Here is a 22,586-nt window from a genome sequence, read left to right as displayed (position 1 = left end):
CTGGACTCGGTGTGGATCTCCGACCACTTCCAGCCCTGGCGGCACGTGGACGGGCACGCCCCCGCCGCGCTGACCTGGCTGCCGTGGGTGGCCGCCAAGACCCACCGGGTGCAACTGGGCACCAGCGTGCTGACCCCCACCCTGCGCTACAACCCCGCCGTGATCGCCCAGGCCTTCGCCACCCTGGGCTGCCTGGCCCCCGGCCGCGTCATCCTGGGCATCGGCACCGGCGAAGCGCTGAACGAGACCGCCGTGGGCGTGCCCTTCCCCGAGGCCAAGGAACGCTTCGCCCGCCTGCGCGAAGCGGTGCGCCTGATCAAGGCCCTGTGGGCGGGCGAGCGCGTCACCTTCGACGGCGACTTCTACCGCCTGCACGACGCGACCGTCTACGACCGGCCCACGCAGCCGGTGCCGATCTACGTCGCCGGCGGCGGGCCGGGGGTGACGAAGTACGCCGGCCGCGCCGGCGACGGCTACATCTGCACCTCCGGCAAGGGCATGGACCTGTACCGCGAGACGCTGCTGCCGGCGCTGGAAGAGGGGCTGGCCGCCGCCGGGCGCCGGGCCACCTCGATCGACCGCACCATCGAGATCAAGCTGTCCTTCGACGAGGACCCGGCCCGGGCGCTTCAGAACACCCGGTTCTGGGCACCGCTGTCGCTGAGCCCGGAGCAGAAGGCGTCCGTGCACGACCCGGTGGAGATGGCGCGCCTGGCCGACCAGCTGCCCATCGAGCAGGTCGCCCAGCGCTGGATCGTCGCCTCCGAGCCCGCGCAGGTGGCCTCCGCGGTGCAGGAGTACGTCGACGCCGGGTTCACCCACCTGGTCTTCCACGCCCCCGGCCACGACCAGGCGCGCTTCCTGACCCAGTTCACCGCCGACGTGGTGCCCCTGCTGCGCGCCGGCTGACCCCGGAGCCGGGCACGGCGCGGACCCGGCACCGCACGACCGGTGATCGACCGGGGCGGGGCCCTGCGGTGGCAGCCCCGCCGCGGGGCGGGTAGGACGGGGTCCGGCAGCACCGGCCCGGCGGGCCGGTGACGAGCACGTGCGGGAGGGGACCCGAAGTGGCCATCGCGACGATCAACCCGGCGACCGGCGAGACGGTGCGGGAGTTCGAGCCGCTGAGCGAGGAGGCCCTGGAGGACCGGATCGCCCGGGCGTCGGCGGCGTTCGCCTCCTACCGGCTGACGACGCCCGAGCAGCGGGTGGGCTGGCTGCGCGCGGCCGCCGACGTGCTGGAGGGTGACACCGACGACGTGGCCACCCTGATGACGACGGAGATGGGCAAGACGCTCGCCGCGGCGAAGGCCGAGGTGGGCAAGTGCGTGAAGGCGCTGCGCTACTACGCCGAGCACGGCCCGTCCTTCCTGGAACCGCGCCCGGCGGACGCCGACGCGGTCGGCGCGCGGGAGGCGTACGTCACGTACCAGCCGCTGGGTGCGGTGCTGGCGATCATGCCGTGGAACTTCCCGCTGTGGCAGGCGATGCGCTTCGCCGCCCCGGCCCTGATGGCCGGCAACGTCGGCCTGCTCAAGCACGCCAGCAACGTGCCGCAGACCGCGCTGTACCTGGAGGAGCTGTTCCGGAAGGCCGGTTTCCCCGGCGACGTGTTCCAGACCCTGCTCATCGGCTCGGGCGCGATCGAGCGGGTTCTGCGCGACGACCGCGTGGTCGCCGCCACCCTCACCGGCAGCGCCCCGGCGGGGCAGTCGGTGGCCTCCATCGCCGGGGACGCGCTGAAGCCGACCGTGCTGGAACTCGGTGGCAGCGACCCATTCGTCGTCATGCCGTCGGCGGACCTGGAGACCGCCGCCGGGGTCGCGGTCACCGCCCGCTGCCAGAACAACGGCCAGAGCTGCATCGCCGCCAAGCGGTTCTTCGTGCACGCCGACGTCGCCGAGGAGTTCACGCGCCTGTTCGCCGAGAAGCTGGCGGCGCAGCGGGTCGGGGACCCGATGGACGAGGACACGCAGGTGGGCCCGCTGGCCACCGAGTCCGGCCGCGACGACGTCGAGGGGTACGTGGAGGACGCCGTCGACGGGGGCGCCACCGTCGTCGTCGGCGGCGAGCGCGTCGACGGGCCCGGCTGGTACTACCGGCCCACCCTGCTCACCGGCGTCACCGAGGAGATGAAGCTGTACCACGAGGAGGTGTTCGGCCCCGTCGCCGCGCTGTTCACCGTCTCCAGCCTGGACGAGGCGATCGACATCGCCAACAGCCACCCCTACGGGCTGGGGTCGAACATCTGGACCGAGGACGAGGACGAGCGCGAGCGGTTCGTCCGGGACGTCCAGTCGGGCATGGTGTTCGTCAACGGGATGACGACCAGCTACCCGGAACTCCCCTTCGGCGGGGTGAAGCAGAGCGGCTACGGCCGCGAGCTCACCGACCTGGGGATGCACGCGTTCATGAACGCCAAGACGGTGTGGGTGGGCCCGCCCAGCGCCGAGCAGCGCCAGGGCGACACCTCCACCGCCTCCGAGTAGGCCCCTGCCCTCCCCTCCGCGGTGGTCTTGCACGGTTGGAGCTCCAACCGTGCGGGACCACCGCGGGGTTCGGTTCGAGGGGTGGGGTCAGAGGCCGTAGGTCTCCAGCAGGCGCAACCACACCTCGCTGACCGTGGGGTAGCTGGGCACCGCGTGCCACAGCCGCTCCAACGGCACCTCGCCGACGATCGCGATCGTCGCCGAGTGCAGCAGTTCCGCGACGTCCTGGCCGACGAACGTGGCGCCCACCACGACGTGCCGGCTCTCGTCGACGACGAGGCGGGCCTTGCCGGTGTACCCGTCGGCGAGCAGGGAGGCGCCGGCGACGTCGCTGATCGCGTAGTCCACGACCCGCACGTCCAGGCCCCGCTCGCGCGCCTCGGCGGCGCGCAGACCCACCGAGGCCACCTCCGGGTCGGTGAACGTCACCTGCGGGGTCGCCACCCGGGTGGCGGTCGCCGCGTACCGGGACCAGGCGGGGGCCTCGCGCCCCAGCTCGCCGCGCGCGCGGGCGCCGATCGCGTCGCCGACGGCGCGGGCCTCGTACTTGCCCTGGTGGGTCAGCTGCACCCGCCCCGAGACGTCACCGACGGCGTGCAGCCACTCGCCCTCGACGCCGGCGACGAGGCCGGTGTCGTCCACGTCCAGGCCGCCGCCGTCCTCCAGGCCCACGGTCTCCAGCCCGATCCCCTCCGTGGCGGGGCGCCGGCCGGTGGCCACCAGCAGCTCGTCGGCCACCACGCGCGAGCCGTCGTCCAGGGCGACGGTGACCTCCCCGCCCGCGCGCGGGCGCTCCACCGACGCCGGGGAGACGCCCAGGCGCACGTCCACGCCGTCGTCGCGCAGCGCGTCCGCGACGAGGTCCCCGGCGAAGTCCTCCTCCTTGCCCAGCAGGGCCGAGCGCACCAGCAGCGTCACCCGCGAGCCCAGCCGCGCGTACGCCTGCGCCAGCTCCACGGCCACCGTCCCGCCGCCGACGACGGCGAGCCGCCCCGGCACCGCGTCGGCGCTGGTGGCCTCCCGGCTGGTCCACGGGTTCGCCGCGGCCAGCCCCGGCACGTCGGGCAGCACCGGCACCGACCCGGTCGCCAGCACCACCGCCCGCCGCGCGGTCAGGACGGTGGTGCCGTCCTCGCCGGTCACCTCCACCCGGCGCGGCCCGGCCAGGCGGGCGCGGCCGCGCACCAGGCCCAGCCCCGCCGATTCCAGCCACCGCGCCTGCGAGGAGTCGTCCCAGCCGCTGGTGAAGCTCGTGCGCCGGGCCAGCACCGCAGCCGTGTCCAGCTCCCCGGTCACCGCCTCCGCCGCGCCGGGCAGCCGCCGCGCGCCGGCCAGCACCTGCCCCGGGCGCAGCAGCGCCTTGCTGGGCATGCACGCCCAGTAGGAGCACTCGCCCCCCACCAGCTCGTCCTCGACGACGACGACCTCCAGGCCCGTCCGGCCGGCCCGGTCGGCGACGTTCTCCCCCACCGCCCCCGCCCCGACGACGACGACGTCCGTGTCCCGCTCCCGTGTGTCCACGCCCCGGACGGTACGCAGGCGGCGGCGCGCGCACCACGGGTCGCTGTGGTGTGATCGATCGGTGGGCAGGGCGACGCGGATCGACTTCAACGCCTCACCGCGCCCGACGCTGGGCGTGGAGTGGGAGGTGGTGCTCGTCGACCGCCGCACGCGCGACCTGTCCTCCTCCGCCGCCGAGGTGCTGACGGCGCTGGAGCTGCCCGACCACGCGAACGGCCCGCGGGTCACCAAGGAACTGCTGCGCAACACCCTGGAGATCGTCACCGGCGTGTGCGACACCGTCGCCGAGGCCACCGAGGACCTGACGACGTCGCTGGCGGAGATCCGGCGCGTCACCGACGCGCTGGGCCTGGACGTGATGTGCTCCGGGACGCACCCGTTCGGCGTCTTCGACAACCAGCTGGTCTCCGACGACCCGCGCTACGCCGAACTGCTGGAGCGGACCCAGTGGTGGGGGCGGCAGCTGCTCATCTGGGGCGTGCACGTGCACGTCGGGGTGGACTCGGTGCACAAGGTGCTGCCGATCCTGAACTCGCTGCTGAACCACTACCCGCACCTGCAGGCCCTGTCGGCGTCCTCGCCGTACTGGGCCGGGCACGACACGGGTTTCGCCAGCAACCGCTCGCAGATGTTCCAGCAGCTGCCCACGGCCGGGTTGCCGTTCCAGTTCGCCACCTGGGCCCAGTTCGAGGGCTACGTGGAGGACATGCTCGTCACCGGCGTCATCGACGGGCTGTCCGACGTGCGCTGGGACGTCCGCCCCTCCCCGAAGCTGGGCACCATCGAGGTGCGGGTGTGCGACGGCACGCCCACCCTGCGGGAGCTGCGGGCGCTGACGGCGCTCGTGCACTGCCTGGTCGTGCACCTGGACGGTGAGCTGGAGGCGGGCCGGGAACTGCCGACGATGCCGCCGTGGCACGTGCAGGAGAACAAGTGGCGCTCGGCGCGCTACGGCCTGGACGCCGAGATCATCGTGGACGCCGCCGGTCGCGAGCGCCTCGTCACCGACGACCTGGACGACTGGCTGACCCGCCTGGAACCGGTGGCGCGCCGGTTGCGGTGCGAGGAGGAGCTGCGCCTGGTGGCGGAGGTCCCGCGCGTGGGCGCCAGCTACCAGCGCCAGCGGGCGGCGTTCGACGCGGCGCGCCGGGCCGGTGCGGAGAACCCGCTGGTGGGCGTCGTGGACTCCCTGGTGGAGGAGATGCGCACCGGCTGAGGGCGGGTGCGCCTCACGCCGTGGTGGTGGGGACGACCGGGTCCGGCGGTCGCGGCCCGGGAGGTGCCGCGGCGGTCAGGACGCGCGAGCGCCCGGCGGCCTTGGCCCGGTACAGCGCCCGGTCGGCTCGGGCCGTCAGCTCGGCGGGGTCCTCCTCGCCGTCCCAGCGCGCCACGCCGGCGGAGAAGGTCTGCCCGGCGGGCGTGACCGCGCTCAGCTGCTCGACGAGCGCCGCGGCGTCCTCCAGGTCGTGCCCGGGCAGCAGGACGGTGAACTCCTCACCGCCCCAGCGCACCAGCAGCGCCCCGGTGCCGCGCAGCCGGCGCTTCCACGCCGCCGCCGCCTCGGTGAGCAGCCGGTCGCCGGCCTGGTGGCCGAAGGTGTCGTTGAAGACCTTGAAGCGGTCCAGGTCCAGCACCGCCAGGCTGAGGGGGGTGCCGTCCTGCCGGGCCCGCACCTGCATCCGCGCCAGCTCGGCGTCGCCGCTGCGCCGGTTGGCCAGCCCGGTCAGGGTGTCGGTGCGGGCCAGGGCCGCCAGCTGCGCGGCCTGCTGCTGCAGGTGGGCGACGAGCCCGGACATGCGCCAGACCACGAGCAGGAACAGCGCCACCGAGCTGAGCGCCACGGCCCAGCCGGTCAGCCGCAGGCCGAGGGCCAGCTGGAGCACCTGGGTCGCCGGGGACAGCAGGCTGGCGGCGGTCAGCGCCACCAGGCGGGCGCGCCCGACGATCACGCCGGTGCGGGGTTGCCGGTCGGTCATGCACCGCATCGAGGGGTGCAGGGCCGCGGCCCCGTAGCAGGTGTACGCGACCAGCCAGACGGCGTCCAGGAGGCGGCCGCCGTCGCCGCCGTCCAGGGAGAGCAGCTGGAAGGCGCTGTCCGCGAGCAGGCTGAGCGCACCCGCGGCGGCCAGCAGGCGGAACGCGGTGTCGCGCGCGCCGCCCGTGGTGAGCAGCCGCACCAGCAGCGCCAGCAGCAGCACGTCGCCGACCGGGTAGGCGGCGGCCACCACCCGCGCCAGCGGCGTCGCCCCGGTGTCGCCCAGCGCCGGCTGCACCAGGAAGACCCACATGAGCAGGCCGACGCCGACGGTGAAGACGGCGCTGTCGATGAGCCCGTCGCGGTCGCGCCCGTCGGTGCGGGCGCGCACGAAGCGCCACAGCCCAGCCGCCAGCAGCGGGTAGGCGAGCAGGTAGAAGACGTCGGCGGCGGAGGGGAAGGGGTCGCCGTGGAGCACGTCGGCGACGACGTCCCACGTCAGGTCACCCAGCCCCCAGGAGGCCACGCCGGCGGCCACGAGCCACCACGCCGCGGGCTCCCGCGGGCGGTTGCGGCGGATGCCCACCACCACCGCCGCGACGCTGCCCCAGCAGACGAGCGCGTACACGCCGTCGCGCAGGGCCCCCAGCGGCAGCAGCGCGCACACCAGCGCGGCCACCGCCCCCGCCGCGAGCAGCAGGCGCGCGGGCGAGCGGGGGCCGGTGGGTCGCACGCCGCTCCATCGGCGCCCGCGGGCACCGGCTTGACCCCGCGCCGGGGCCGGGCCGGGTGGCTCCGGTCAGGCCCGCAGCGCCTGCGCGAGGGGGGTCGACGGCAGGCCGTGGGCCTGCCCGACCTCGGCGCTGGTCAGCTGACCGGCGTGGGTGGACAGCCCGTGCGCCAGGGCGTCGTCGGCGCGCAGGGCCTCGCGCCAGCCGGCGTCCGCCAGCCGGGTCACGTACGGCAGGGTCGCGTTGGTCAGCGCGTACGTGGAGGTGTGCGGCACCGCGCCGGGCATGTTCGCCACGCAGTAGAAGACGGAGCCGTGCACGGTGAACGTGGGTTCGTCGTGGGTGGTGGGCCGGGTGGACTCGAAGCAGCCGCCCTGGTCGACGGCGATGTCCACCAGCACGGAACCGGTGCGCATCTGCGCCACCAGCTCGTCGCTCACCAGCTTCGGCGCCCGCGCGCCGGGCACCAGGACGGCGCCGATCACCAGGTCGGCGCTGCGCACGGCGCGGGCCAGCTCGAAGGCGTTGGAGGTGATGGTGCGCACCGCCCCGCCGAACCGGGCCTCCACCTCGCGCAGCTTGGGGATCGACAGGTCCAGCACGGTGACCTCCGCCCCCATGCCGAGCGCGACGCGGGCGGCGTTCTGGCCGGAGACGCCCGCCCCGATCACGACGACGTCCGCCCCCCGCACACCGGGCACCCCGCCCATGAGGACACCGCGCCCGCCGGCACCGGCCCGGCCGTTCGTGGTCGAGTTCGCGCTCATGAGGTGGTAGGCGCCCACCTGGGGCGCGAGCCGGCCGGCGACCTCGCTCATCGGCGCCAGCAGCGGCAGCGAGCGGTCGGGCAGCTGCACGGTCTCGTAGGCGATCGCGGTGGTGCCGGCGGCGAGGAGGGCGTCGGTGCACTCGCGCGAGGCGGCCAGGTGCAGGTAGGTGAACAGCACCTGCTCGCGCCGCAGGCGGTGGTGCTCGGAGGCGATCGGTTCCTTGACCTTCAGCAGCAGCTCGGCCTCGCCCCACACCTCCTCCACGTCGGCGACGACCTTCGCGCCGGCCGCCTCGAACTCGGCGTCCGGCAGGGAACTGCCCTCCCCCGCGCCCGCCTCCACCAGCACCTCGTGGCCGTGACCGATCAGCTCGTGCACGCCCGCGGGCGTCAGCGCCACGCGGTGCTCGCGGTTCTTCACCTCGCGGGGAACGCCGATGCGCACTTCGGACCTCCGGCTCGGGGGGTGTGACGGTCACCACCAGGGTGAAGATGCGACGACGGGTCGGCAAGGAGATCGAGGATCGTTCGGTACCGTCCGGGGATGACGACGGTTCCTTCGGGGGACGGTGCGGGGCGGGCCGTCCCGCCGAAGAACGTTCGGCGGGCCGTGGACGCGGTCGACCGGGCGATCCTCCACGTCCTGGCCGAGGACGGGCGGATCTCCAACGCCGCCCTCGCCCAGCGGGTCGGCATCGCGCCCTCCACCTGCCTGCTGCGGGTGCGCGCCCTGCGCGCCGCCGGCGTCATCCGCGGTTTCCACGCCGACGTGGACCCCGACGCCCTCGGCCTGCACCTGCAGGCGATGATCGCCGTGAGGCTCGCCGCGCACGCCCGCGGCAGCATGGGGCCCTTCGTGGCCCGCATCCGCCGCCAGCCCGAGGTCCTCGACGTGTACTTCGTGGCCGGCGCGAACGACTACCTGCTGCACGTCGCGGTCACCAGCACCGGTGCCCTGCGCGAGTTCGTCGCCGAGCACCTCTCCCGCGACCAGGACGTCGCCCTCACCGAGACCAGCCTGATCTTCGAGCACACGCGCGCCGCCGGCCGCTCGTGACGCGGCTGCGGGTGCGCGCCCGCACCGCGGTGCCTAGCGTCGGGGCATGAGCCAGCAGAACGACGAACCCACCCTGGAGAACGTGATCGAGCCGGAGATCGCGGCCCCGCGGGACCGCCAGGAGCACGGCAAGATGCCGGCCCGGCCCAACGACGACGAGCTGGAGATGCGCGTCGAGCACGAGCGCCGCGAGCTCGGCCTCACCGACGAGCCGGACGAGGTCCCGCCCGCGACGGACTGAGCCCGGCGGTCGGGTTGCCAGCGGCTCCGCGGCGGGCGAGCATGGCCGGGTGCCCCCGTCCGCGGAGCCGCCGAGGGGGCCGCTGGCGGAGCTCGAACGCCTCGCAGCGGTCCGTGGAGCGGTGCGAGCCGCCGAGGACAGCGACGGGCTGCAGCGCCTGGTGCGGATGGCCGCCCGCGTCCTGCGCGTCCCCGTGGCGATGGTCTCCTTCATCGCCGCCGACCAGGAGGTCGTGCAGGCCGCGGTGGGCCTGCCGGAGCCCTGGGCGTCGCTGCGCTCGACGCCGCTGAGCCACTCCCTGTGCGCGCAGGTGGTCCACCTGGACGGCCCCGTGGTCCTCTTCGACGCGCGCGTCGACCCCGCCTACCGCGAGCACGCGGCGGTGGTCGAGATGGGAGCCGGCGCCTACGCCGGTTACCCGCTGCGCTACGGCGAGCACACCCTGGGCGCCTTCTGCGCGGCCGACTTCGTGCCCCGGCAGTGGTCCGAGGACGACCTGCTGCTGCTGGAGGACCTGGCCGCCGTGGTCTCCACGAAGCTGGCGCTGCGCATGACCGTCCGGGAGCTGCAGGAGTCCCGGGCGCAGCTGCACGACCTCACGCGCCGGCTGCACGAGCAGTCCCGCACCGACCCGCTGACCGGCGCCGCCAACCGGCGCCGCTTCCAGGAGCGCCTGGCGGAGGAGACCGCCCGGTGCGAGCGCCACCCCGCTCCCCTGGCGCTGACGCTGATCGACGTCGACTCCTTCAAGCGGATCAACGACGTCGCCGGGCACCAGGCCGGTGACGCCGTCCTCGCCGAGATCGCGGCCCGCGTCCAGGACACCCTGCGGCGCACCGACCTCCTCGCACGCACGGGGGGCGACGAGTTCGCCGTCCTGCTGCCCGACACCGACCTGCCGGCGGCCGAGCACCTGGCGCAGCGCGTCCGCCACGTCGTCCGCGAGCAGCCCATCGACGGCTGGGACGTCACCGTCACCACCGGCACCGCCGCCTACCGGCCCGAGCGGGGCGTGGAGGGGCTGTACGCCGACGCGGACGCCGCCCTGTACGCCGGCAAGGCCGACCGGGCGGCCCCTCCCCCGCCCCCGGGCGAGGAGCCCGGCGCAGGTGACCCCTGAGGGGCCGGCCCCGGCCGGTGACCGGCGCGCTCAGCCGGTGAACGCGGCGGCCGCGACCGGCAGCGTCACCGTCATCAGCAGCGCGTTCAGCACCATCGCGGCGCTCGACCACCCACCGGCGGCGTGGGAGTGCGCGAGCGCCCGTGCGGTGCCGATGCCGTGGGAGACGGCCCCGAGGGCGAAACCCCGGGCACGGCCGTCGTCGACGCGGACGCGGTCGAGAACCCACGGCCCGACGGTGGCCCCCAGGACGCCGGAGACGAGGGTGAGCACGACGACGAGGGTGGTGTCCGCGCCGATCGTCGCGCCGACCGTGAGGGCGACGGGTGTCGTGACGGAGCGCGGCAGCGCGGTGAGGAGGACCTCGTCCTCGACGCCGAAGGCGACGAGGGAGCCGACGGTGACGGCCACGCTGACGGTGCCGGTGACCAGCAGGGTGATCAGGACGGCGGCGCGGTCGGCGAGCAGCGCGGCGCCGGAGCGCAGCAGCGGCAGGGCGAGGGCGACGGTGGCGGGGCCCAGCAGCAGGGTGAGGACGGAGACGGACGCGAGGTACTCGTCGTAGCCGACGCCGAGCACCTCGAGGACGACGGTGACGGCGATCATGGCGACGAGCACGGGGGCGAGCAGGGCGGGCCGGCCCAGGCGCCGGTGCAGCGCGTCGGCGCCGAGGTAGGCGGCCAGGGTCAGGGCCAGCCCGAAGCCGGGGGCGTGGACGACGGCGCTCACGACGGCGTTCACGACGTCACCGGGGCGCTCGCGCGGCGGCGCAGCAGCGCCTGCAGCAGCACACCGGCCACGACGAGCCCGGCGGCGAAGGAGCCGACGACGGCGACGGCGAGGGGTGCGGCGTTCTCCGCGAGGGCGCTCAGCTGCGTGAGGGCCCCGACGCCCGGGGGGATGAACAGCAGTTGCAGGTGCCGCAGGAGCGGGTCGGCGGCGGGCTGGGCGCGGGCGACGAGGCCGCGGTGGCGGGCGCCGACGGCGAGGAGGACGACGAGGCCGACGACGGCACCGGGCACGGGCAGGCCGGTGAGCTCGACGAGGAGGGTGCCGAGCAGCTGCAGGCCGAGCAGCAGGGCGAGCGCGGCGAGGGCGGCCGGCACGTGCCGGCCCCAGCCGAGGTGGTGCGGGGGGTGTTCACCGGGTTCTTGCACCGGGTCAGGGTGCCAGCGCCCCCGGACGGTCGACCCGGCCGTCCGACGAAAGTAGGTCGCTCAGCCATCTAGGTGGTGTCACCATCGTCTTCGTGACCACTCCCGCGAGCAACCCCGCGTGGCCGGCCCAGTGGCTGCGCGGCGTGCTCGACCTCGCCGTCCTGGCCGTCGTCGCGCGCGGCGAGACGTACGGGTACCGCATCGGCACCGACCTCGCCGCGCTCGGTCTCGGCGCCGTCAAGGGCGGCACCCTCTACCCGCTGCTGGCCCGCCTGGAGGACGCCGGCGACGTGGTCTCCACCTGGCGCGAGGGCGAGTCCGGCCCGGGCCGCAAGTGGTACTCCGCCACCCCCGCCGGCCGGGCCCGGCTGTCCGAGGAGGGCGCGCGGTGGCGCGCCTTCGCCCACCTGACCAGCGACCTCGTGCACGAGGTCCCCACCGCCGGAGGCACCCGATGACGAACTCCCCCCACGGCGCACCGGCCCTCGACCGCACCGCCGAGCGCTGGTGCGAGGACCTGGTGGTCGCGCTGCGGCTGCGCGACGTGCCCGGCGGGCGCATCGGCGCCGTCCTCGCGGAGGTCCGCGCCCACCTCGCCGACAGCGGCGAGGACCCCGCCGAGGCGTTCGGCGAACCCGGCGAGTACGCGGCCGCCCTCACCGCCGCCGCCCCGGCGCCCACCCGGCGCGAGCGCGCCCTGGGGTTCGCGCGCCGGTTCGCGCTCGTCACGGGGGTCTGGTGGGCCGTGGGCGGCGCCGGCGCGCTGCTCGGCGGCGAGGCGGCGCGCGTCACCGCGCCCTCGCTGCTGGTGTGCGCGGTCGTGGCGCTCGTGGGGCCGGGCCTCGTGGAGCGGCTGGCGACCGCGCGCCGCGTCGCCGGGCTCGCCTGGGCCGCCGGGGCCGGCGCCGCGACCTCCGCGCTGGCGGTGGCCGGGGCGCTCGCGGACCAGCTCACCGACGCCCTGTCCGCCCCCGTGCCGGCACTCGCGCTGCTGCTCCCCGGGCTGGTCCTGGCGTCGTGGGGCGCGTTGTCGGGCGGCTCCCTGCGCCCGGACCCGGTGGTGGACCCGCTGGCCGCCGCGGGTGAGGTGCGCCGGGCACGGCGCAGCGGCGCGGCCCACCTCGCCGTGGCGTGGGCCGCGGTGGTGCTGCTCGCGGTCGCCGCCGTGGCGCTCAGCGCGCTCGCGGCGAACCGCTGACCCCTGCACCGCTCGGCACGGTGGAGGGCCGGGCCGGAGCGGCGTCCGCCGCGGCCTCCAGGTCGGCGACCACCAGGCGGCGCATGCCGAGCATCGCCCGCACCGCGCGCTCGGCGCGTCCCGGGTCGGGGTCGGCCCGCAGCTCCAGCAGCCGCCGCGGCACGATCTGCCACGAGACGCCCCACCGGTCGGTCAGCCAGCCGCACCTGCTCTCCTCACCGCCCTCCAGCAGCGCGTCCCAGTAGCGGTCGACCTCGGCCTGGTCGTCGCACAGCACCTGGACGGAGAACGCCGGGCTGAGCGCGTACTGCGGCCCGCCGTTCAGGGCCAGGTACGCGCGCCCGTCGAGGGAGAACTCGACCAGGAGCGCGGAACCGTCCGGTCCCGGGGCCACCGAGGTGATCGACGAGTTCGGGAAGAGGGAGACGTAGCGTTCCGCGGCGGCCAGGCCGTCGCCGTCGAACCAGAGGCAGGGCAGGGTGGTGGGCACGATCGCTCCTCGTCGGTGCGCCGGACGTGGTGGACGACGGGTGGACCGTCCGGGACGGGAGGACTCACCGCTCACCGCACGGGCGCCGACGCCCGGCGCCCGGGGAACCGGGTGGACGGTCCGCAGGCGACGGCGACGGCGACGGCGGCGACGGCGACGGCGGCGACGGCGACGGCGGCGACGGCGACGGCGGCGACGGCGACGGCGACGCGTTCGAGGGCACCGGCGACGGTGCCGCGACTCCGCGGGCGTGCCGACCTGCGGAAGGTCACGAAGCACCTCGATCGCGTCCGCTCCTGGTGCTCGACCACGGTGGTCGACGTGCTGGATCACTTGCTGCACTCGACAGGTTCCGCAGCTCTAGGCTCGACCCGTGCCCCGTCCGGCGTGGGGGCTTCCCCTCCCCCTGACCTCCGAGCGCCTGCGGCTCCGCGAGCACCGCGCTGGCGACCTCGACGACCTGGTGGTGTTCCACGGCGACGAGGAGGTGACCCGCTACACGCCTTGGCCCACCCGCGACCGGGCACGAACCCACGACGCCCTCACGAGGCGCATCGGGCAGCGACAGGCTGCCGCAGCCGGTGAAGCCGTCGTGCTCGCCGTCGAGGAGATCGACAGCGGCACGGTGATCGGCGAGGCGCTGCTGCTGCGCGAGGCCGATGACGAGGCGGTGCTGGGCTACGCCATCCGACGTGACCGCTGGGGACGTGGGTTGGCCACCGAAGCGGCCAGCACCCTCGTGGACGCCGGGTTCCAGGAGCTCGGGCTGCGACGAGCGTCCGCGGTCGTCGTTCCCGCCAACGTGGCGTCCATCGAGGTGCTCCGCAAGCTCGGCTTCACACCCGTGTCCGAGACGGTCGACCGTGCGACGTTCGAGCTGACAGCGGAGCGCTGGCGAGTTCACCGCGCAAGGCACCCGGCCGCCGGCTGAACCGCCCTGGCGGGTGAGATCGGCGTCCTGCCGGCGGGTGGGTGCCGGGCACCGGTGGTCGTTCGACCGGCCTCGGAAGTGGACTGCGGGGACTGCGGGAACGGGTCGCCGGCCCGGCGGGAGGCGGTGGGCTGTTCCACCCGGGGGGTAGTGGCCGCAGTCGCCGAGAAGAGCCAGGTGTCCGGCCGGGAAGAGCCGCGCGAGGGCCTCGACGGGTGCGAGGCCGGTCAACGCGTCCTGCTCTCCCGCGACGACGAGCACCGGCGCGGCCAGGGCCCGCAGGCGCTGGACGAGGTCGGAGACGGGGGCGGTCGCGAGGAACGCATCGTCGTCGCTGGTGTCCGGGCCCTGCTGCAGCGCAGTCCAGGCGGCCTCGAAGACCGGATCCCCACCGCGGTGGGCGCTGATCGCCGAGGTGCTCCGGGTGCCGGGCGGGCCCTCCGTCCAGGGCGAGGACCACCTCTCCGGTGTCCTCCGCACCGTGCTCTCGCTGCCGTCCTCGGCCCACCTCGCCCATCACCAGCCTCCATCCGGGTCCTGTCCGCGCCGAGGGACCCGTGCTGCCGTCGGGGACGTGACGGTACCCGACTGCTCGGTCGTGGTCCGGTGAACAAGCAGCCGCGAACACCGCGCGGTCTTGTCGACGCCCGCGCGGTCACGGCGACGGTGCGAAGGGCTCGCCGCCGTGGTCGGTGCAGCGAGGGGGCGCGTGGACCGGCTCGCGGATCACGTTCGACCGATCACGTCTCGAGCTCGGTGCGTCGCCGGGTGGGGTGAGCGCGCTGGGCGTCGTTGCCGGCCGTCCTGATGGCCTCGTCGTAGGCGTGGAGGGCCTGCTCCCGCTGTCCCAGTCGGCGCAGCAGGTCGGCGCGGACGGCGTGCAGCGGGGGTACCCGGGCAGGTCGAGACCCTCGACGACGGCCAGCGCCCCGGCTGGTCCTTCGACCTCGGCGAGGGCGACGGCCCGGTTGAGGACGACGACGGGGGTGGGGAGCAGGGCGAGCAGGTGGTCGTACAACGCGAGCACCTGCCGCCAGTCGGTGTCCTGCGGCGCCCGCGCGTCGGCGTGCACGGCGGCGCGATTCCGAGAGCAGCAGCAGACCCAGCAACCCGAGGACCTCGGGCTCATCGGGCATCAGCGCGGCCAGCGACCGCGTCAGGCGCACCGCCTCGGCGCACAGGTCGGCGCGCACCAGGTCCTCCCCCGAGGTCGCCGAGTGCCCTTCGGTGTAGATGAGGTAGAGCACCGCCAGCACCCCGCGCAGCCGTGCCGGCAGGTCCGCCTCGTGCGGCACCCGGTAGGGGATGCCGGCGTCGCGGATCTTCCTCTTCGCCCGGACCAGCCGTTGGGCCATCGTCGCCTCCGGCACCAGGAACGCCCGGGCGATCTGCGGGGTGCTCAAGCCCCCAGCAGGCGCAGCGTCAAGGCGACCTGCGCCGGTGGCGGTCCACCGCCCGGTGGCGGGCGGTGGTGATGATCCACCCCGCCGGGCTGGGGGCGGCCAACGCTGCACGGCGGTGGTGAAGGCGTCCTGCACCGCTTCCTCGGCGGCGTCGATGTCGCCGAGGAAGCGGATCAGGACGGAGAGCGCGCGGCCGTGCTCAGCGCGGAAGACGCCCTCGACGTCGTCCACGCCGACGCTCAGCTGCGCCGCGGGCACGGGAGCAGGCACGGGGCTCAGCCGAGGAAGGGCCGCACCTCGATGGGCAAGGTCGTGGCCCTGGCCGCCTCGCGGCCCCGCTCCAGCGCCGCGTCCAGGTCCGCGGCCTCGACGACGCACACCCCGCCCAGGTGCTCCTCGGCCTCGATCCACGGCCCGTCGGTCAACAGCACCTCCTGCCCCCCGTCACCGCCGACGCGCACCACCGTGGCCGACTCCGGCCCGTGCAGGCCACCGGCGAAGACCCACGCCCCGGCCGCGCGCAGCTCCTCGTGGAAGGCGGCCACGTCCGCACCGATGCGCGCCACGGCCTCGGGAGCGGGCCGCTCACCCACGGGCTGGATCACGCTGAGCAGGTACTGGGTCACGGTTCCTCCTGGTGTCCTGGGCCGGTCCGGTGCCGGCGCTCATCCTCCACACGAACGCCACCAGCCCGGATCGACAGCCTTCCGAGACGGACTTCACCGAACCCGGGGTTCCGTCCTGCGCCGGGCCACCGGCGACGAGCCTGCCCGGGCGGCCCGCGCTCCGACGTCACCCCTCCCCGACCTTCGAAGGACGCGCATCGCGGCGGTGGGGCGCCGCCACCACCGGAGGTGGTCGGTCCCGTCTCGGGCGGAGACCCCGGCAGCTCAGCGCAGCCAGGAGGGCGCGGGCCCCAGCCCGAGGCGGTGGCGGGCCGCCTCCTCGGAGGGGCTGTACGGGCCGAGCAGGGCCCGCGCCGCGCGCAGCTGGGCACCGGTGGCCGCCAGGCGCGCCCGCTCGCGCGGTCCCCGCACCGCCCGGCCGGGCACCCCCGCCAGGGGCGCCACCACCGGGGACAGCAGCAGCGCCCCCGCACCCGCCAGGCCGCCGTAGAAGGCGCCCTCCGCGCGGCCCAGGCCGGGTGGGGCGGCGAGGAACCGCAGCAGGTGCGCCGGCACCGGTTCCAGCGCGGGCGCGAACGCCTCCAGCGCCTGCGCCAGCTCCGCCGCGCTGCCGGGCAGGTCCGCGGCCCCCAGCGCGCGGGCGGTGCGGGCCCACTCGCGCACGTACGCGTCCGGCCAGCGCCGGCCGAACCGCGGCGCCAGCCGGTCCGTGCCGACCTCGCGCTGGGCGGCGAGGAAGGCGTCGGTGAAGACGAGGTGCACCCAGCGCAGCAGGCCGGGGTCGGAGGCGGAGTAGGCGCGCCCCGCGTCGTCGGTGCCGCGGACCCGCTCGTGCATCGCGCGCACCCGCGCCGCCTCCCGCTCGGCCAGCTGCGCGGAACCGAACGTGGAGACCACGAGCCAGCGGGCGGTGCCGGCCAGCCGCGCCCACGGGTCCTGCCGGTAACCGGAGTGCCGCTGCACCCCGGCCATCGCCAGCGGGTGCGCGCCCTGCCCGAGCAGCGCCACGACCCCGCCGACCAGGGTGGACAGGTCGCCGTGGACCCGCCACACCACCCCGCCGGGCTCGAACCAGCCGGGCCCCTCCCCCACGAGGGCGATGTCGTGCACCCACCCCGGTGCGCCCGTCGGGTCGCCGGAGACGCGTTCCCGGAAGGTGCGGCGGGCCCGGGCGGGCAGGCCGGTCACGGACGGCGGCAGGAGCGGCACCACTCGTGCAGCCTCACCCGGCCCGCCGGGACCCGCGCGCCGGAGCGCGTTACCCGAGCGGCCGTACGGGTATCCCCCGGTGGTGGGAGCGGCGCTGCACCGAGGTGGCCACCGGGGCGCACCGGCGCCGTCCCCTGCGGAGAGGAGCACGACATGAGCACCGTCAGCGACATGGTCAGCACCTACCCGAAGGACCTCGGCGGCGTGGACCGCGAGAAGCTCATCGCCTGCATCGAGGAGTGCTTCCGCTGCGCGCAGGCGTGCACCGCGTGCGCGGACGCGTGCCTCAGCGAGGACTCGGTCGCCGAACTCACCAAGTGCATCCGCACCAACACCGACTGCGCGGACGTGTGCGACACCACCGGCCGGGTGCTCTCGCGGCACACCGGCTACGACGCGAACGTCACCCGCGCCGTGCTGCAGGCGTGCGCGGCCGCCTGCAAGGCGTGCGGCGACGAGTGCGGGCAGCACGCGTCCATGCACGAGCACTGCCGCGTGTGCGCCGAGGCGTGCCGGGCGTGCGAGAAGGCCTGCCAGGACCTGCTCGCCACCCTGGGCTGACACCGGCACGAGGGCAGCGGCGTCCCGCTCCCGCCGCAGCGGGAGCGGGACGGGCCCTCACCCCGCGAACGACTCGCCGGTCAGCCGCTCGTACGCCTCCACGTAGCGGGCGCGGGTGCGCTCCACGACCTCCGCGGGCAGCGGCGGGGGCGGCGCGTCACCGGTGCGGTCCCACCCGGAGGCCGGCGAGGTCAGCCAGTCGCGCACGAACTGCTTGTCGAAGCTGGGCTGCGCCCGGCCCGGCTCCCACTCCTCCGCCGGCCAGAACCGGGAGGAGTCCGGGGTGAGGACCTCGTCGCCCAGGACGGTGCGCCCGTCGGCGCGCCCGAACTCCAGCTTCGTGTCGGCCAGCACGACACCGCGCTCCCGCGCGATCGCCTCGGCGCGCTCGTACACCGCCAGGGTCAGCGCGCGGAGCTGCGCCGCCGCGTCCGCACCGACCTCACCGGCGACGTGGTCGAAGGTGACGTTCTCGTCGTGCTCTCCGAGCTGCGCCTTCGTGGCGGGCGTGAAGATCGGCTCCGGCAGCCGCGAGCCGTCCACCAGGCCGGCCGGCAGCGGGATCCCGCACACCGCCCCGCCCGCGCGGTACTCGGCGAGCCCCGAACCGGTCAGGTAACCGCGGGCGACGCACTCCACGGGGAACATCTCCAGCTCCCGGCACACCATCGCCCGCCCGGCGACCGCGGCGGGCACGTCGATGGACAGCACGTGGTGCGGCACGAGGTCCGCCAGCCGCTCGAACCACCACAGCGACATCGCCGTCAGCACCGCCCCCTTGCCGGGGATCTCGCTGCTGAGGACGTGGTCGTAGGCGCTGATGCGGTCGCTGGCCACGACGAGGACCCGGCCGCGCTCGCCGTCCGCGGGCACGTACAGGTCGCGCACCTTGCCGGAGTAGGCGTGCCGCCAACCGGGCAGCTCCACCGGCGCGGGCGGCTGCGGGGCGCTCACGCGCCGGCCGCCGCGGCCGCGATGTCGGTGCGGAAGCGCCCGCCGGCCAGGTGCACCGAGCGCACCGCCGCGTAGGCGGCCTCGCGCGCCGCCGCCAGGTCCGCGCCGGTGCCGACCACGGACAGCACCCGCCCGCCGGAGCTGACGATGCCCGTGCCGTCGGCCGCGAGCGCGGTGCCGGCGTGCAGGACGTGCGCGTCCTCCACCGCGCCGGCGTCCTCCAGGCCGCCCAGCGCACCACCGGGCTCGGGCGCCTCCGGGTACCCGGGCGCGGCGAGCACCACGGTGACGGCGGCGTCCTCGCGCCAGCGCAGCGGCGGCAGGTCGCGCAGCGCACCCGGCGTCGCGCACGCGCGCAGCACCTCCGACAGCGGGGTCGCCAGCCGGGCCAGGACCACCTGCGTCTCCGGGTCGCCGAAGCGGGCGTTGAACTCCACCACCCGCAGGCCCCGGGAGGTCAGCGCCAGCCCGCAGTACAGGACGCCGCTGAACGGGGTGCCGCGCTTGGCCATCTCCGCCACCACCGGCTGCGCGACGCGCCGCACGACGTCGTCGGCGAGGTCCGCCGGTGCCCACGGCAGCGGCGAGTAGGCGCCCATGCCGCCGGTGTTCGGGCCGGCGTCGCCGTCCAGGGCGCGCTTGAAGTCCTGCGCGGGCGCCAGCGCCACGACGCTCTCGCCGTCGGTGAGGCAGAACACCGACACCTCGGGGCCGTCGAGGAACTCCTCCACCACCACCGGCCCGTGCTCCAGGCAGGTGCGCGCGTGCGCGAGCGCCTCCTCGCGCTCGTCGGTGACGACGACGCCCTTGCCGGCGGCGAGGCCGTCGTCCTTGACGACGTGCGGGGCGCCGAACGCGTCGAGCGCGGCGGCGACCTCGTCCTCGGTGGTGCACACGTGCGCCATCGCGGTGGGCACCGCGGCGGCGGCCATCACCTCCTTGGCGAACGCCTTGGAGCCCTCCAGCCGGGCGGCCTCGGCCGAGGGGCCGAAGCAGGCGATCCCCTCCGCACGCACCGCGTCGGCCACGCCCGCCACGAGGGGGGCCTCGGGGCCGACGACGACGAGGCCGGCGCCCAGGCGGCGGGCGAGGGCCGCCACGGCCGCCGGGTCGGTGGCGTCGACCGGCTCGCACGGGGCCACCAGCGAGATGCCCGCGTTGCCCGGTGCGGCGACGACGCGCTCCACCCCCGGGTCGTCGAGCAGGGCGCGCACCAGTGCGTGCTCACGGGCGCCGGAACCGATGACGAGGACGTCCACGGCGAGTGAGCGTAGGCCCTGGCCGGAGGGGTCCGTGACGCGCGCGCGGCGGGCCGGTGCGGGATGATCCGCCCGTGCCCCGAACCGCGCCGCTCGCCGTCGCCGTCCGGCGGCGGGCCCGCACCGGCTGGCAGCGCTGGCAGGGCTCGTGGTGGCAGGTCCTGCAGTGCGGGCTGGGCGCCGGCGTGGCGTGGACGCTCGCGCGGGCGCTGTGGGACCAGGCGTACCCGGTGTTCGCGTGCGTGGCGGTCGTCGTGTGCCTGGGCGTGCAGAACAACGCCCGGCTGCGGCGCGTGGCGGAGCTGGGGGTCGGGGTCACCGTGGGGGTGCTGCTGGGCACCGCCGTCGTCCACCTCATCGGCCGCGGCGCGTGGCAGATCTCCCTCATCGTCGTCGCCGCCATGCTCATCGCCCGGTTCCTGGACTCCGGGATGCTGCTGGTGAACCAGGCGGCGCTGCAGGCGACGTTCATCGTCGCCTTCCCCCCGCAGCCCGGTGGCGGGTCCGCGCGCTGGCTGGACGCGATGACGGGCGTGGTGGTGGCGCTGGCGATCGCGGCGCTGCTGCCGTCGGACCCCCGGCGCGACGTGCGGGCGCGGGCGGCCGCGTTCAGCGGGCAGCTCGCCGACCTGCTGGACGACGCCGCCGAGGCGGTGCGCGCCCGCGACGCCGGAGCCGCCGCGGCGGTGCTGGAGCGGGCCCGCGGCACGCAGCGGGAGCTGGACGCGTGGGCGCAGTCGGTGAGCGCGGCCCTGGAGGTGCAGCGGCTGTCCCCGCTGCGCCGCCGGGGGCGCGCGGAGGTCCGCGAGCAGCAGCGGCTGCAGTCGGGGGTGGACCGCGCGACCCGCAACGCCCGGGTGGCGCTGCGGCGGGTGACCACCGCCCTGGAGTACGGCGAGCAGCTGCCGGACCCGCTCGCCGGGGTGATGCACTCCCTGGCGGCGTCGGTGCGCTCGCTGGGGCAGCCTCCCTACCCGGGGGAGACGGCTCCGCCGTCCGCGGCGACGCTGAGGGAGCTGGCCGCGCAGCTGGGCCCGCGCACCCTCGGCGCGGAGTCGCTGTCGGCGACGGTGGTGGTGGCGCAGCTGCGCTCGGTGGTGGTGGACCTGCTGCAGGCGCAGGGCGTGCCGCCGGCGGAGACGCACCGGCTGCTGCCCCGCTGAACCGCCCGCCCCACCGCCCGCGGTGACGGGCCGCGCACGTCCTGGGATGATGCGGTCATGAGCGCCTCCCCGAGCACCCCGGTGGCCATCGAGGCCCCACCCGCCGACGACGGCCCCATCGCGAAGTTCGCCCGCGCGGTCGGCGCGCTGCTGATCGTGCTGGGCGCCCTGCAGTTCGTCCCCGGCGTCACCACGAACTACGACGAGCTCGAGGCGTGGGGCTCGGGCGCGCAGCTGTTCGGGCTGTTCACGGTGTCCGCCACCGGAGCGATCCTGACGATGACGGTCGGCGCGCTGTGCGTGGCGTTCTCCGGCTCCCCGCGCCAGGGGCACAAGACCGTCGTGTGGACGGGCCTGCTGCTGATCACGGCCGCCATCGGCGGCGCCGGCCTCGTCTTCAACTCCCCCAACCCGGAGCTGCCGGTGGACGACGCCACCAACTGGCTGCACCTGGGGCTCGGCCTGGCGATCCTCGTCGGGTCCAAGGCCGCCAAGGAGAAGTACGTGAAGGACAAGGGCGTCCTCTGACGTCCCGCCGAGCCGACCCGACGGCCCGCCGCCCGCACCCGGGAGGCGGGCCGTCGCGCGTGCGGGAGGGCGGCGGGGGCGGGGTGACGGGCGGGTGACGACCGGGTGACGGTGGTCACCGGCGCTTCCCCTCACCCCGCCCGTTGTGGTTAGGCTGTCCTCACCGATCGACGAGGGGGACCCGATGACGGTCACGACCGAGCGCACCGCGACCGCGGCCGGCGCACGAAGGGGCCTGCAGGTGGTGCGCGAGCAGCCCCGGCCCGACTACCGGCTGTTCCGGGTGGCGGTGGTGCGCCGGGAGCAGTCCTGCCCCAGCTCGGTGCGCCTGACCTTCTCCTCCCCCGAGCTGGCCGGCTTCGGCCCCGGCGGCTTCGACCAGCGCCTGAAGGTGCTGCTGCCCACGGCCCCCTGGGACGCCCTCGGCGCACCCGGCGACGACTGGTACGCCTGGTACCGGGCGCTGCCCGACGACGTGCGCCCCGTGATGCGCACCTACACCGTGCGGGCGCTGCGCCCCGCCACCGCCGCGTCCGACGCCGAGCTGGACGTCGACTTCGTGCTGCACGGCGTGGGCGGCGGCGCCCCCGGGCCCGCGGCCTCCTGGGCGGCGACCGCCCGCCCCGGCGACGAGGTGGTGCTCGTGGGGCCCTCGGCCCCCGGCACCGGGCGGATGTGGGGCGTGGAGTGGGCACCGCCCGCGGAGGCCCGCACCCTGCTGCTGGCCGGCGACGAGACCGCCGTGCCGGCCGTGTGCGCGGTGCTGGAGCAGCTGCCGGCCACGGCGCGCGCCGTGGCGGTGCTGGAGGTGCCCGAGATCGGCGACGCCGTGGACGTGCGCTCCCGCGCCGACCTGACGGTGCAGTGGCTGCCCCGAGCCGGCCGCCACGCGCACGGCGAGCTGCTGGTGCCGCGCGTGGAGGAGATCGCCGGCCCCCTGGTCGACGAGGCGTCCCGGGCGAGCGCGGTGGACCCGGAGGACGTCGACCTGGACGCCGGGATCCTGTGGGAGGTGCCCGAGCAAGCGGTCGCCGCCGGCCCGGAGTGCCTGTACGCGTGGCTGGCCGGCGAGGCGGGCGTCGTCAAGCGGCTGCGGCGCCACCTCGTGCGCGACGTGGGGCTGCCGCGCGCCTCCGTCGCCTTCATGGGCTACTGGCGCGAGGGTCGCGCCGAGGGCGCCTGAGCGCCCGGATCTGGAGGAACC

24 protein-coding genes and 1 pseudogene are annotated in these 22,586 nt (G+C 75.9%); 13 read left to right on the top strand and 12 right to left on the bottom strand.

Annotation, left to right across the window (positions count from 1 at the left end; translation table 11 throughout):
- On the top strand, nucleotides 1-909 hold a 909-nt coding region (fgd, locus tag MN205_RS01720; protein ID WP_242123710.1), incomplete at its 5' end, for a glucose-6-phosphate dehydrogenase (coenzyme-F420).
- Nucleotides 910-1,067: 158 nt separating this feature from the next.
- Complete coding sequence (locus tag MN205_RS01715) at nucleotides 1,068-2,489, top strand: NADP-dependent succinic semialdehyde dehydrogenase (RefSeq protein ID WP_242123708.1); 1,422 nt, start codon at nucleotides 1,068-1,070, stop codon at nucleotides 2,487-2,489.
- 87 nt (nucleotides 2,490-2,576) lie between these two features.
- Here MN205_RS01715 and MN205_RS01710 read toward each other — a convergent pair whose 3' ends face one another.
- The gene (locus MN205_RS01710) at nucleotides 2,577-4,010 is read right to left on the bottom strand and encodes an NAD(P)/FAD-dependent oxidoreductase (protein ID WP_242123706.1); all 1,434 of its coding nucleotides are present in this window, start codon (nucleotides 4,008-4,010) and stop codon (nucleotides 2,577-2,579) included.
- 61 nt (nucleotides 4,011-4,071) lie between these two features.
- On the opposite strand from MN205_RS01710, the gene MN205_RS01705 reads away from it, so the two are divergent.
- Entirely contained in the window at nucleotides 4,072-5,226 is a 1,155-nt protein-coding gene (locus MN205_RS01705; protein WP_242123703.1) for a glutamate--cysteine ligase, read from the top strand.
- A 13-nt stretch (nucleotides 5,227-5,239) separates the two neighbouring features.
- Here MN205_RS01705 and MN205_RS21415 read toward each other — a convergent pair whose 3' ends face one another.
- Nucleotides 5,240-6,718, bottom strand: coding sequence for a diguanylate cyclase (locus MN205_RS21415; RefSeq protein ID WP_242123702.1), 1,479 nt, complete (start codon nucleotides 6,716-6,718; stop codon nucleotides 5,240-5,242).
- A gap of 66 nt (nucleotides 6,719-6,784) precedes the next feature.
- A complete protein-coding gene (gene ald, locus MN205_RS01695; protein WP_242123700.1) occupies nucleotides 6,785-7,930 on the bottom strand; it encodes an alanine dehydrogenase in 1,146 nt (381 codons plus the stop codon).
- A gap of 99 nt (nucleotides 7,931-8,029) precedes the next feature.
- On the opposite strand from ald, the gene MN205_RS01690 reads away from it, so the two are divergent.
- From MN205_RS01690 to MN205_RS01680, 3 genes are read left to right on the top strand one after another with little or no spacing between them, the layout of a single operon-like run.
- Nucleotides 8,030-8,542 carry an Lrp/AsnC family transcriptional regulator gene (locus MN205_RS01690; RefSeq protein ID WP_242123698.1) on the top strand — a complete coding sequence of 171 codons (513 nt, stop codon included), beginning with the start codon at nucleotides 8,030-8,032 and terminating at the stop codon, nucleotides 8,540-8,542.
- 46 nt (nucleotides 8,543-8,588) lie between these two features.
- Nucleotides 8,589-8,783: a hypothetical protein gene (locus MN205_RS01685; RefSeq protein ID WP_242123696.1), complete on the top strand. Its 195-nt coding sequence runs from the start codon at nucleotides 8,589-8,591 to the stop codon at nucleotides 8,781-8,783.
- 49 nt (nucleotides 8,784-8,832) lie between these two features.
- Nucleotides 8,833-9,903, top strand: coding sequence for a sensor domain-containing diguanylate cyclase (locus MN205_RS01680; protein WP_308220220.1), 1,071 nt, complete (start codon nucleotides 8,833-8,835; stop codon nucleotides 9,901-9,903).
- Nucleotides 9,904-9,933: 30 nt separating this feature from the next.
- On the opposite strand, the gene MN205_RS01675 is transcribed toward MN205_RS01680, so the two are convergent.
- Together MN205_RS01675 and MN205_RS01670 are read right to left on the bottom strand one after the other, a co-directional pair.
- A complete protein-coding gene (locus MN205_RS01675) occupies nucleotides 9,934-10,644 on the bottom strand; it encodes an LrgB family protein (RefSeq protein WP_242123693.1) in 711 nt (236 codons plus the stop codon).
- On the bottom strand, nucleotides 10,641-11,060 hold the full coding sequence (locus MN205_RS01670; RefSeq protein ID WP_242123692.1) for a CidA/LrgA family protein: 420 nt from the start codon (nucleotides 11,058-11,060) through the stop codon (nucleotides 10,641-10,643). The genes MN205_RS01675 and MN205_RS01670 overlap by 4 nt, the downstream gene beginning before the upstream one ends.
- Nucleotides 11,061-11,152: 92 nt before the next feature.
- Between MN205_RS01670 and MN205_RS01665 the strand changes: the two genes are divergently transcribed.
- Both MN205_RS01665 and MN205_RS01660 read left to right on the top strand, forming a co-directional pair.
- Nucleotides 11,153-11,518, top strand: coding sequence for a PadR family transcriptional regulator (locus MN205_RS01665; protein ID WP_242123690.1), 366 nt, complete (start codon nucleotides 11,153-11,155; stop codon nucleotides 11,516-11,518).
- A complete protein-coding gene (locus tag MN205_RS01660; protein WP_242123688.1) occupies nucleotides 11,515-12,258 on the top strand; it encodes a hypothetical protein in 744 nt (247 codons plus the stop codon). The genes MN205_RS01665 and MN205_RS01660 overlap by 4 nt, the downstream gene beginning before the upstream one ends.
- On the opposite strand, the gene MN205_RS01655 is transcribed toward MN205_RS01660, so the two are convergent.
- The gene (locus tag MN205_RS01655) at nucleotides 12,233-12,748 is read right to left on the bottom strand and encodes a VOC family protein (protein WP_242123687.1); all 516 of its coding nucleotides are present in this window, start codon (nucleotides 12,746-12,748) and stop codon (nucleotides 12,233-12,235) included. The genes MN205_RS01660 and MN205_RS01655 overlap by 26 nt on opposite strands.
- 71 nt (nucleotides 12,749-12,819) lie before the next feature.
- On the bottom strand, nucleotides 12,820-13,020 hold the full coding sequence (locus MN205_RS01650; protein ID WP_242123685.1) for a hypothetical protein: 201 nt from the start codon (nucleotides 13,018-13,020) through the stop codon (nucleotides 12,820-12,822).
- 101 nt (nucleotides 13,021-13,121) lie between these two features.
- On the opposite strand from MN205_RS01650, the gene MN205_RS01645 reads away from it, so the two are divergent.
- Nucleotides 13,122-13,679, top strand: coding sequence for a GNAT family N-acetyltransferase (locus MN205_RS01645; protein WP_242738737.1), 558 nt, complete (start codon nucleotides 13,122-13,124; stop codon nucleotides 13,677-13,679).
- A 740-nt stretch (nucleotides 13,680-14,419) separates the two neighbouring features.
- Here the strand turns inward: MN205_RS01645 and MN205_RS01640 are convergent.
- The 3 genes and pseudogenes from MN205_RS01640 to MN205_RS01630 form a co-directional block, all read right to left on the bottom strand.
- Nucleotides 14,420-15,325 (bottom strand): annotated as a pseudogene (locus tag MN205_RS01640) (RNA polymerase sigma factor).
- Nucleotides 15,326-15,357: 32 nt separating this feature from the next.
- Nucleotides 15,358-15,708 carry a YciI family protein gene (locus tag MN205_RS01635; protein ID WP_242123679.1) on the bottom strand — a complete coding sequence of 117 codons (351 nt, stop codon included), beginning with the start codon at nucleotides 15,706-15,708 and terminating at the stop codon, nucleotides 15,358-15,360.
- A 264-nt stretch (nucleotides 15,709-15,972) separates the two neighbouring features.
- Nucleotides 15,973-16,920, bottom strand: a complete 948-nt coding sequence (locus MN205_RS01630) for an oxygenase MpaB family protein (RefSeq protein ID WP_242123677.1) — start codon at nucleotides 16,918-16,920, stop codon at nucleotides 15,973-15,975.
- A gap of 150 nt (nucleotides 16,921-17,070) precedes the next feature.
- Between MN205_RS01630 and MN205_RS01625 the strand changes: the two genes are divergently transcribed.
- Nucleotides 17,071-17,478, top strand: a complete 408-nt coding sequence (locus tag MN205_RS01625; RefSeq protein ID WP_242123675.1) for a four-helix bundle copper-binding protein — start codon at nucleotides 17,071-17,073, stop codon at nucleotides 17,476-17,478.
- Between the two features lie 57 nt (nucleotides 17,479-17,535).
- Here MN205_RS01625 and MN205_RS01620 read toward each other — a convergent pair whose 3' ends face one another.
- Nucleotides 17,536-18,432, bottom strand: coding sequence for a phosphoribosylaminoimidazolesuccinocarboxamide synthase (locus MN205_RS01620; RefSeq protein ID WP_242123673.1), 897 nt, complete (start codon nucleotides 18,430-18,432; stop codon nucleotides 17,536-17,538).
- A complete protein-coding gene (gene purD, locus MN205_RS01615) occupies nucleotides 18,429-19,691 on the bottom strand; it encodes a phosphoribosylamine--glycine ligase (protein WP_242123670.1) in 1,263 nt (420 codons plus the stop codon). The genes MN205_RS01620 and purD overlap by 4 nt, the downstream gene beginning before the upstream one ends.
- Before the next feature lie 74 nt (nucleotides 19,692-19,765).
- Here purD and MN205_RS01610 point away from each other — a divergent pair, with 74 nt between their 5' ends.
- The 3 genes from MN205_RS01610 (at nucleotide 19,766) to MN205_RS01600 (ending at nucleotide 22,565) form a co-directional block, all read left to right on the top strand.
- On the top strand, nucleotides 19,766-20,854 hold the full coding sequence (locus tag MN205_RS01610; protein ID WP_242123668.1) for an aromatic acid exporter family protein: 1,089 nt from the start codon (nucleotides 19,766-19,768) through the stop codon (nucleotides 20,852-20,854).
- Between the two features lie 57 nt (nucleotides 20,855-20,911).
- The gene (locus tag MN205_RS01605) at nucleotides 20,912-21,382 is read left to right on the top strand and encodes a DUF4383 domain-containing protein (protein WP_242123667.1); all 471 of its coding nucleotides are present in this window, start codon (nucleotides 20,912-20,914) and stop codon (nucleotides 21,380-21,382) included.
- A 184-nt stretch (nucleotides 21,383-21,566) separates the two neighbouring features.
- Complete coding sequence (locus MN205_RS01600; RefSeq protein WP_242123664.1) at nucleotides 21,567-22,565, top strand: siderophore-interacting protein; 999 nt, start codon at nucleotides 21,567-21,569, stop codon at nucleotides 22,563-22,565.
- Nucleotides 22,566-22,586: the final 21 nt, after the last annotated feature.

This window comes from Kineococcus sp. TRM81007, assembly GCF_022669155.1.
Lineage (GTDB): Bacteria > Actinomycetota > Actinomycetes > Actinomycetales > Kineococcaceae > Kineococcus.
Note: the sequence above shows the minus strand (reverse complement) of the source record. Positions and strands in the feature narration are given on the sequence as shown.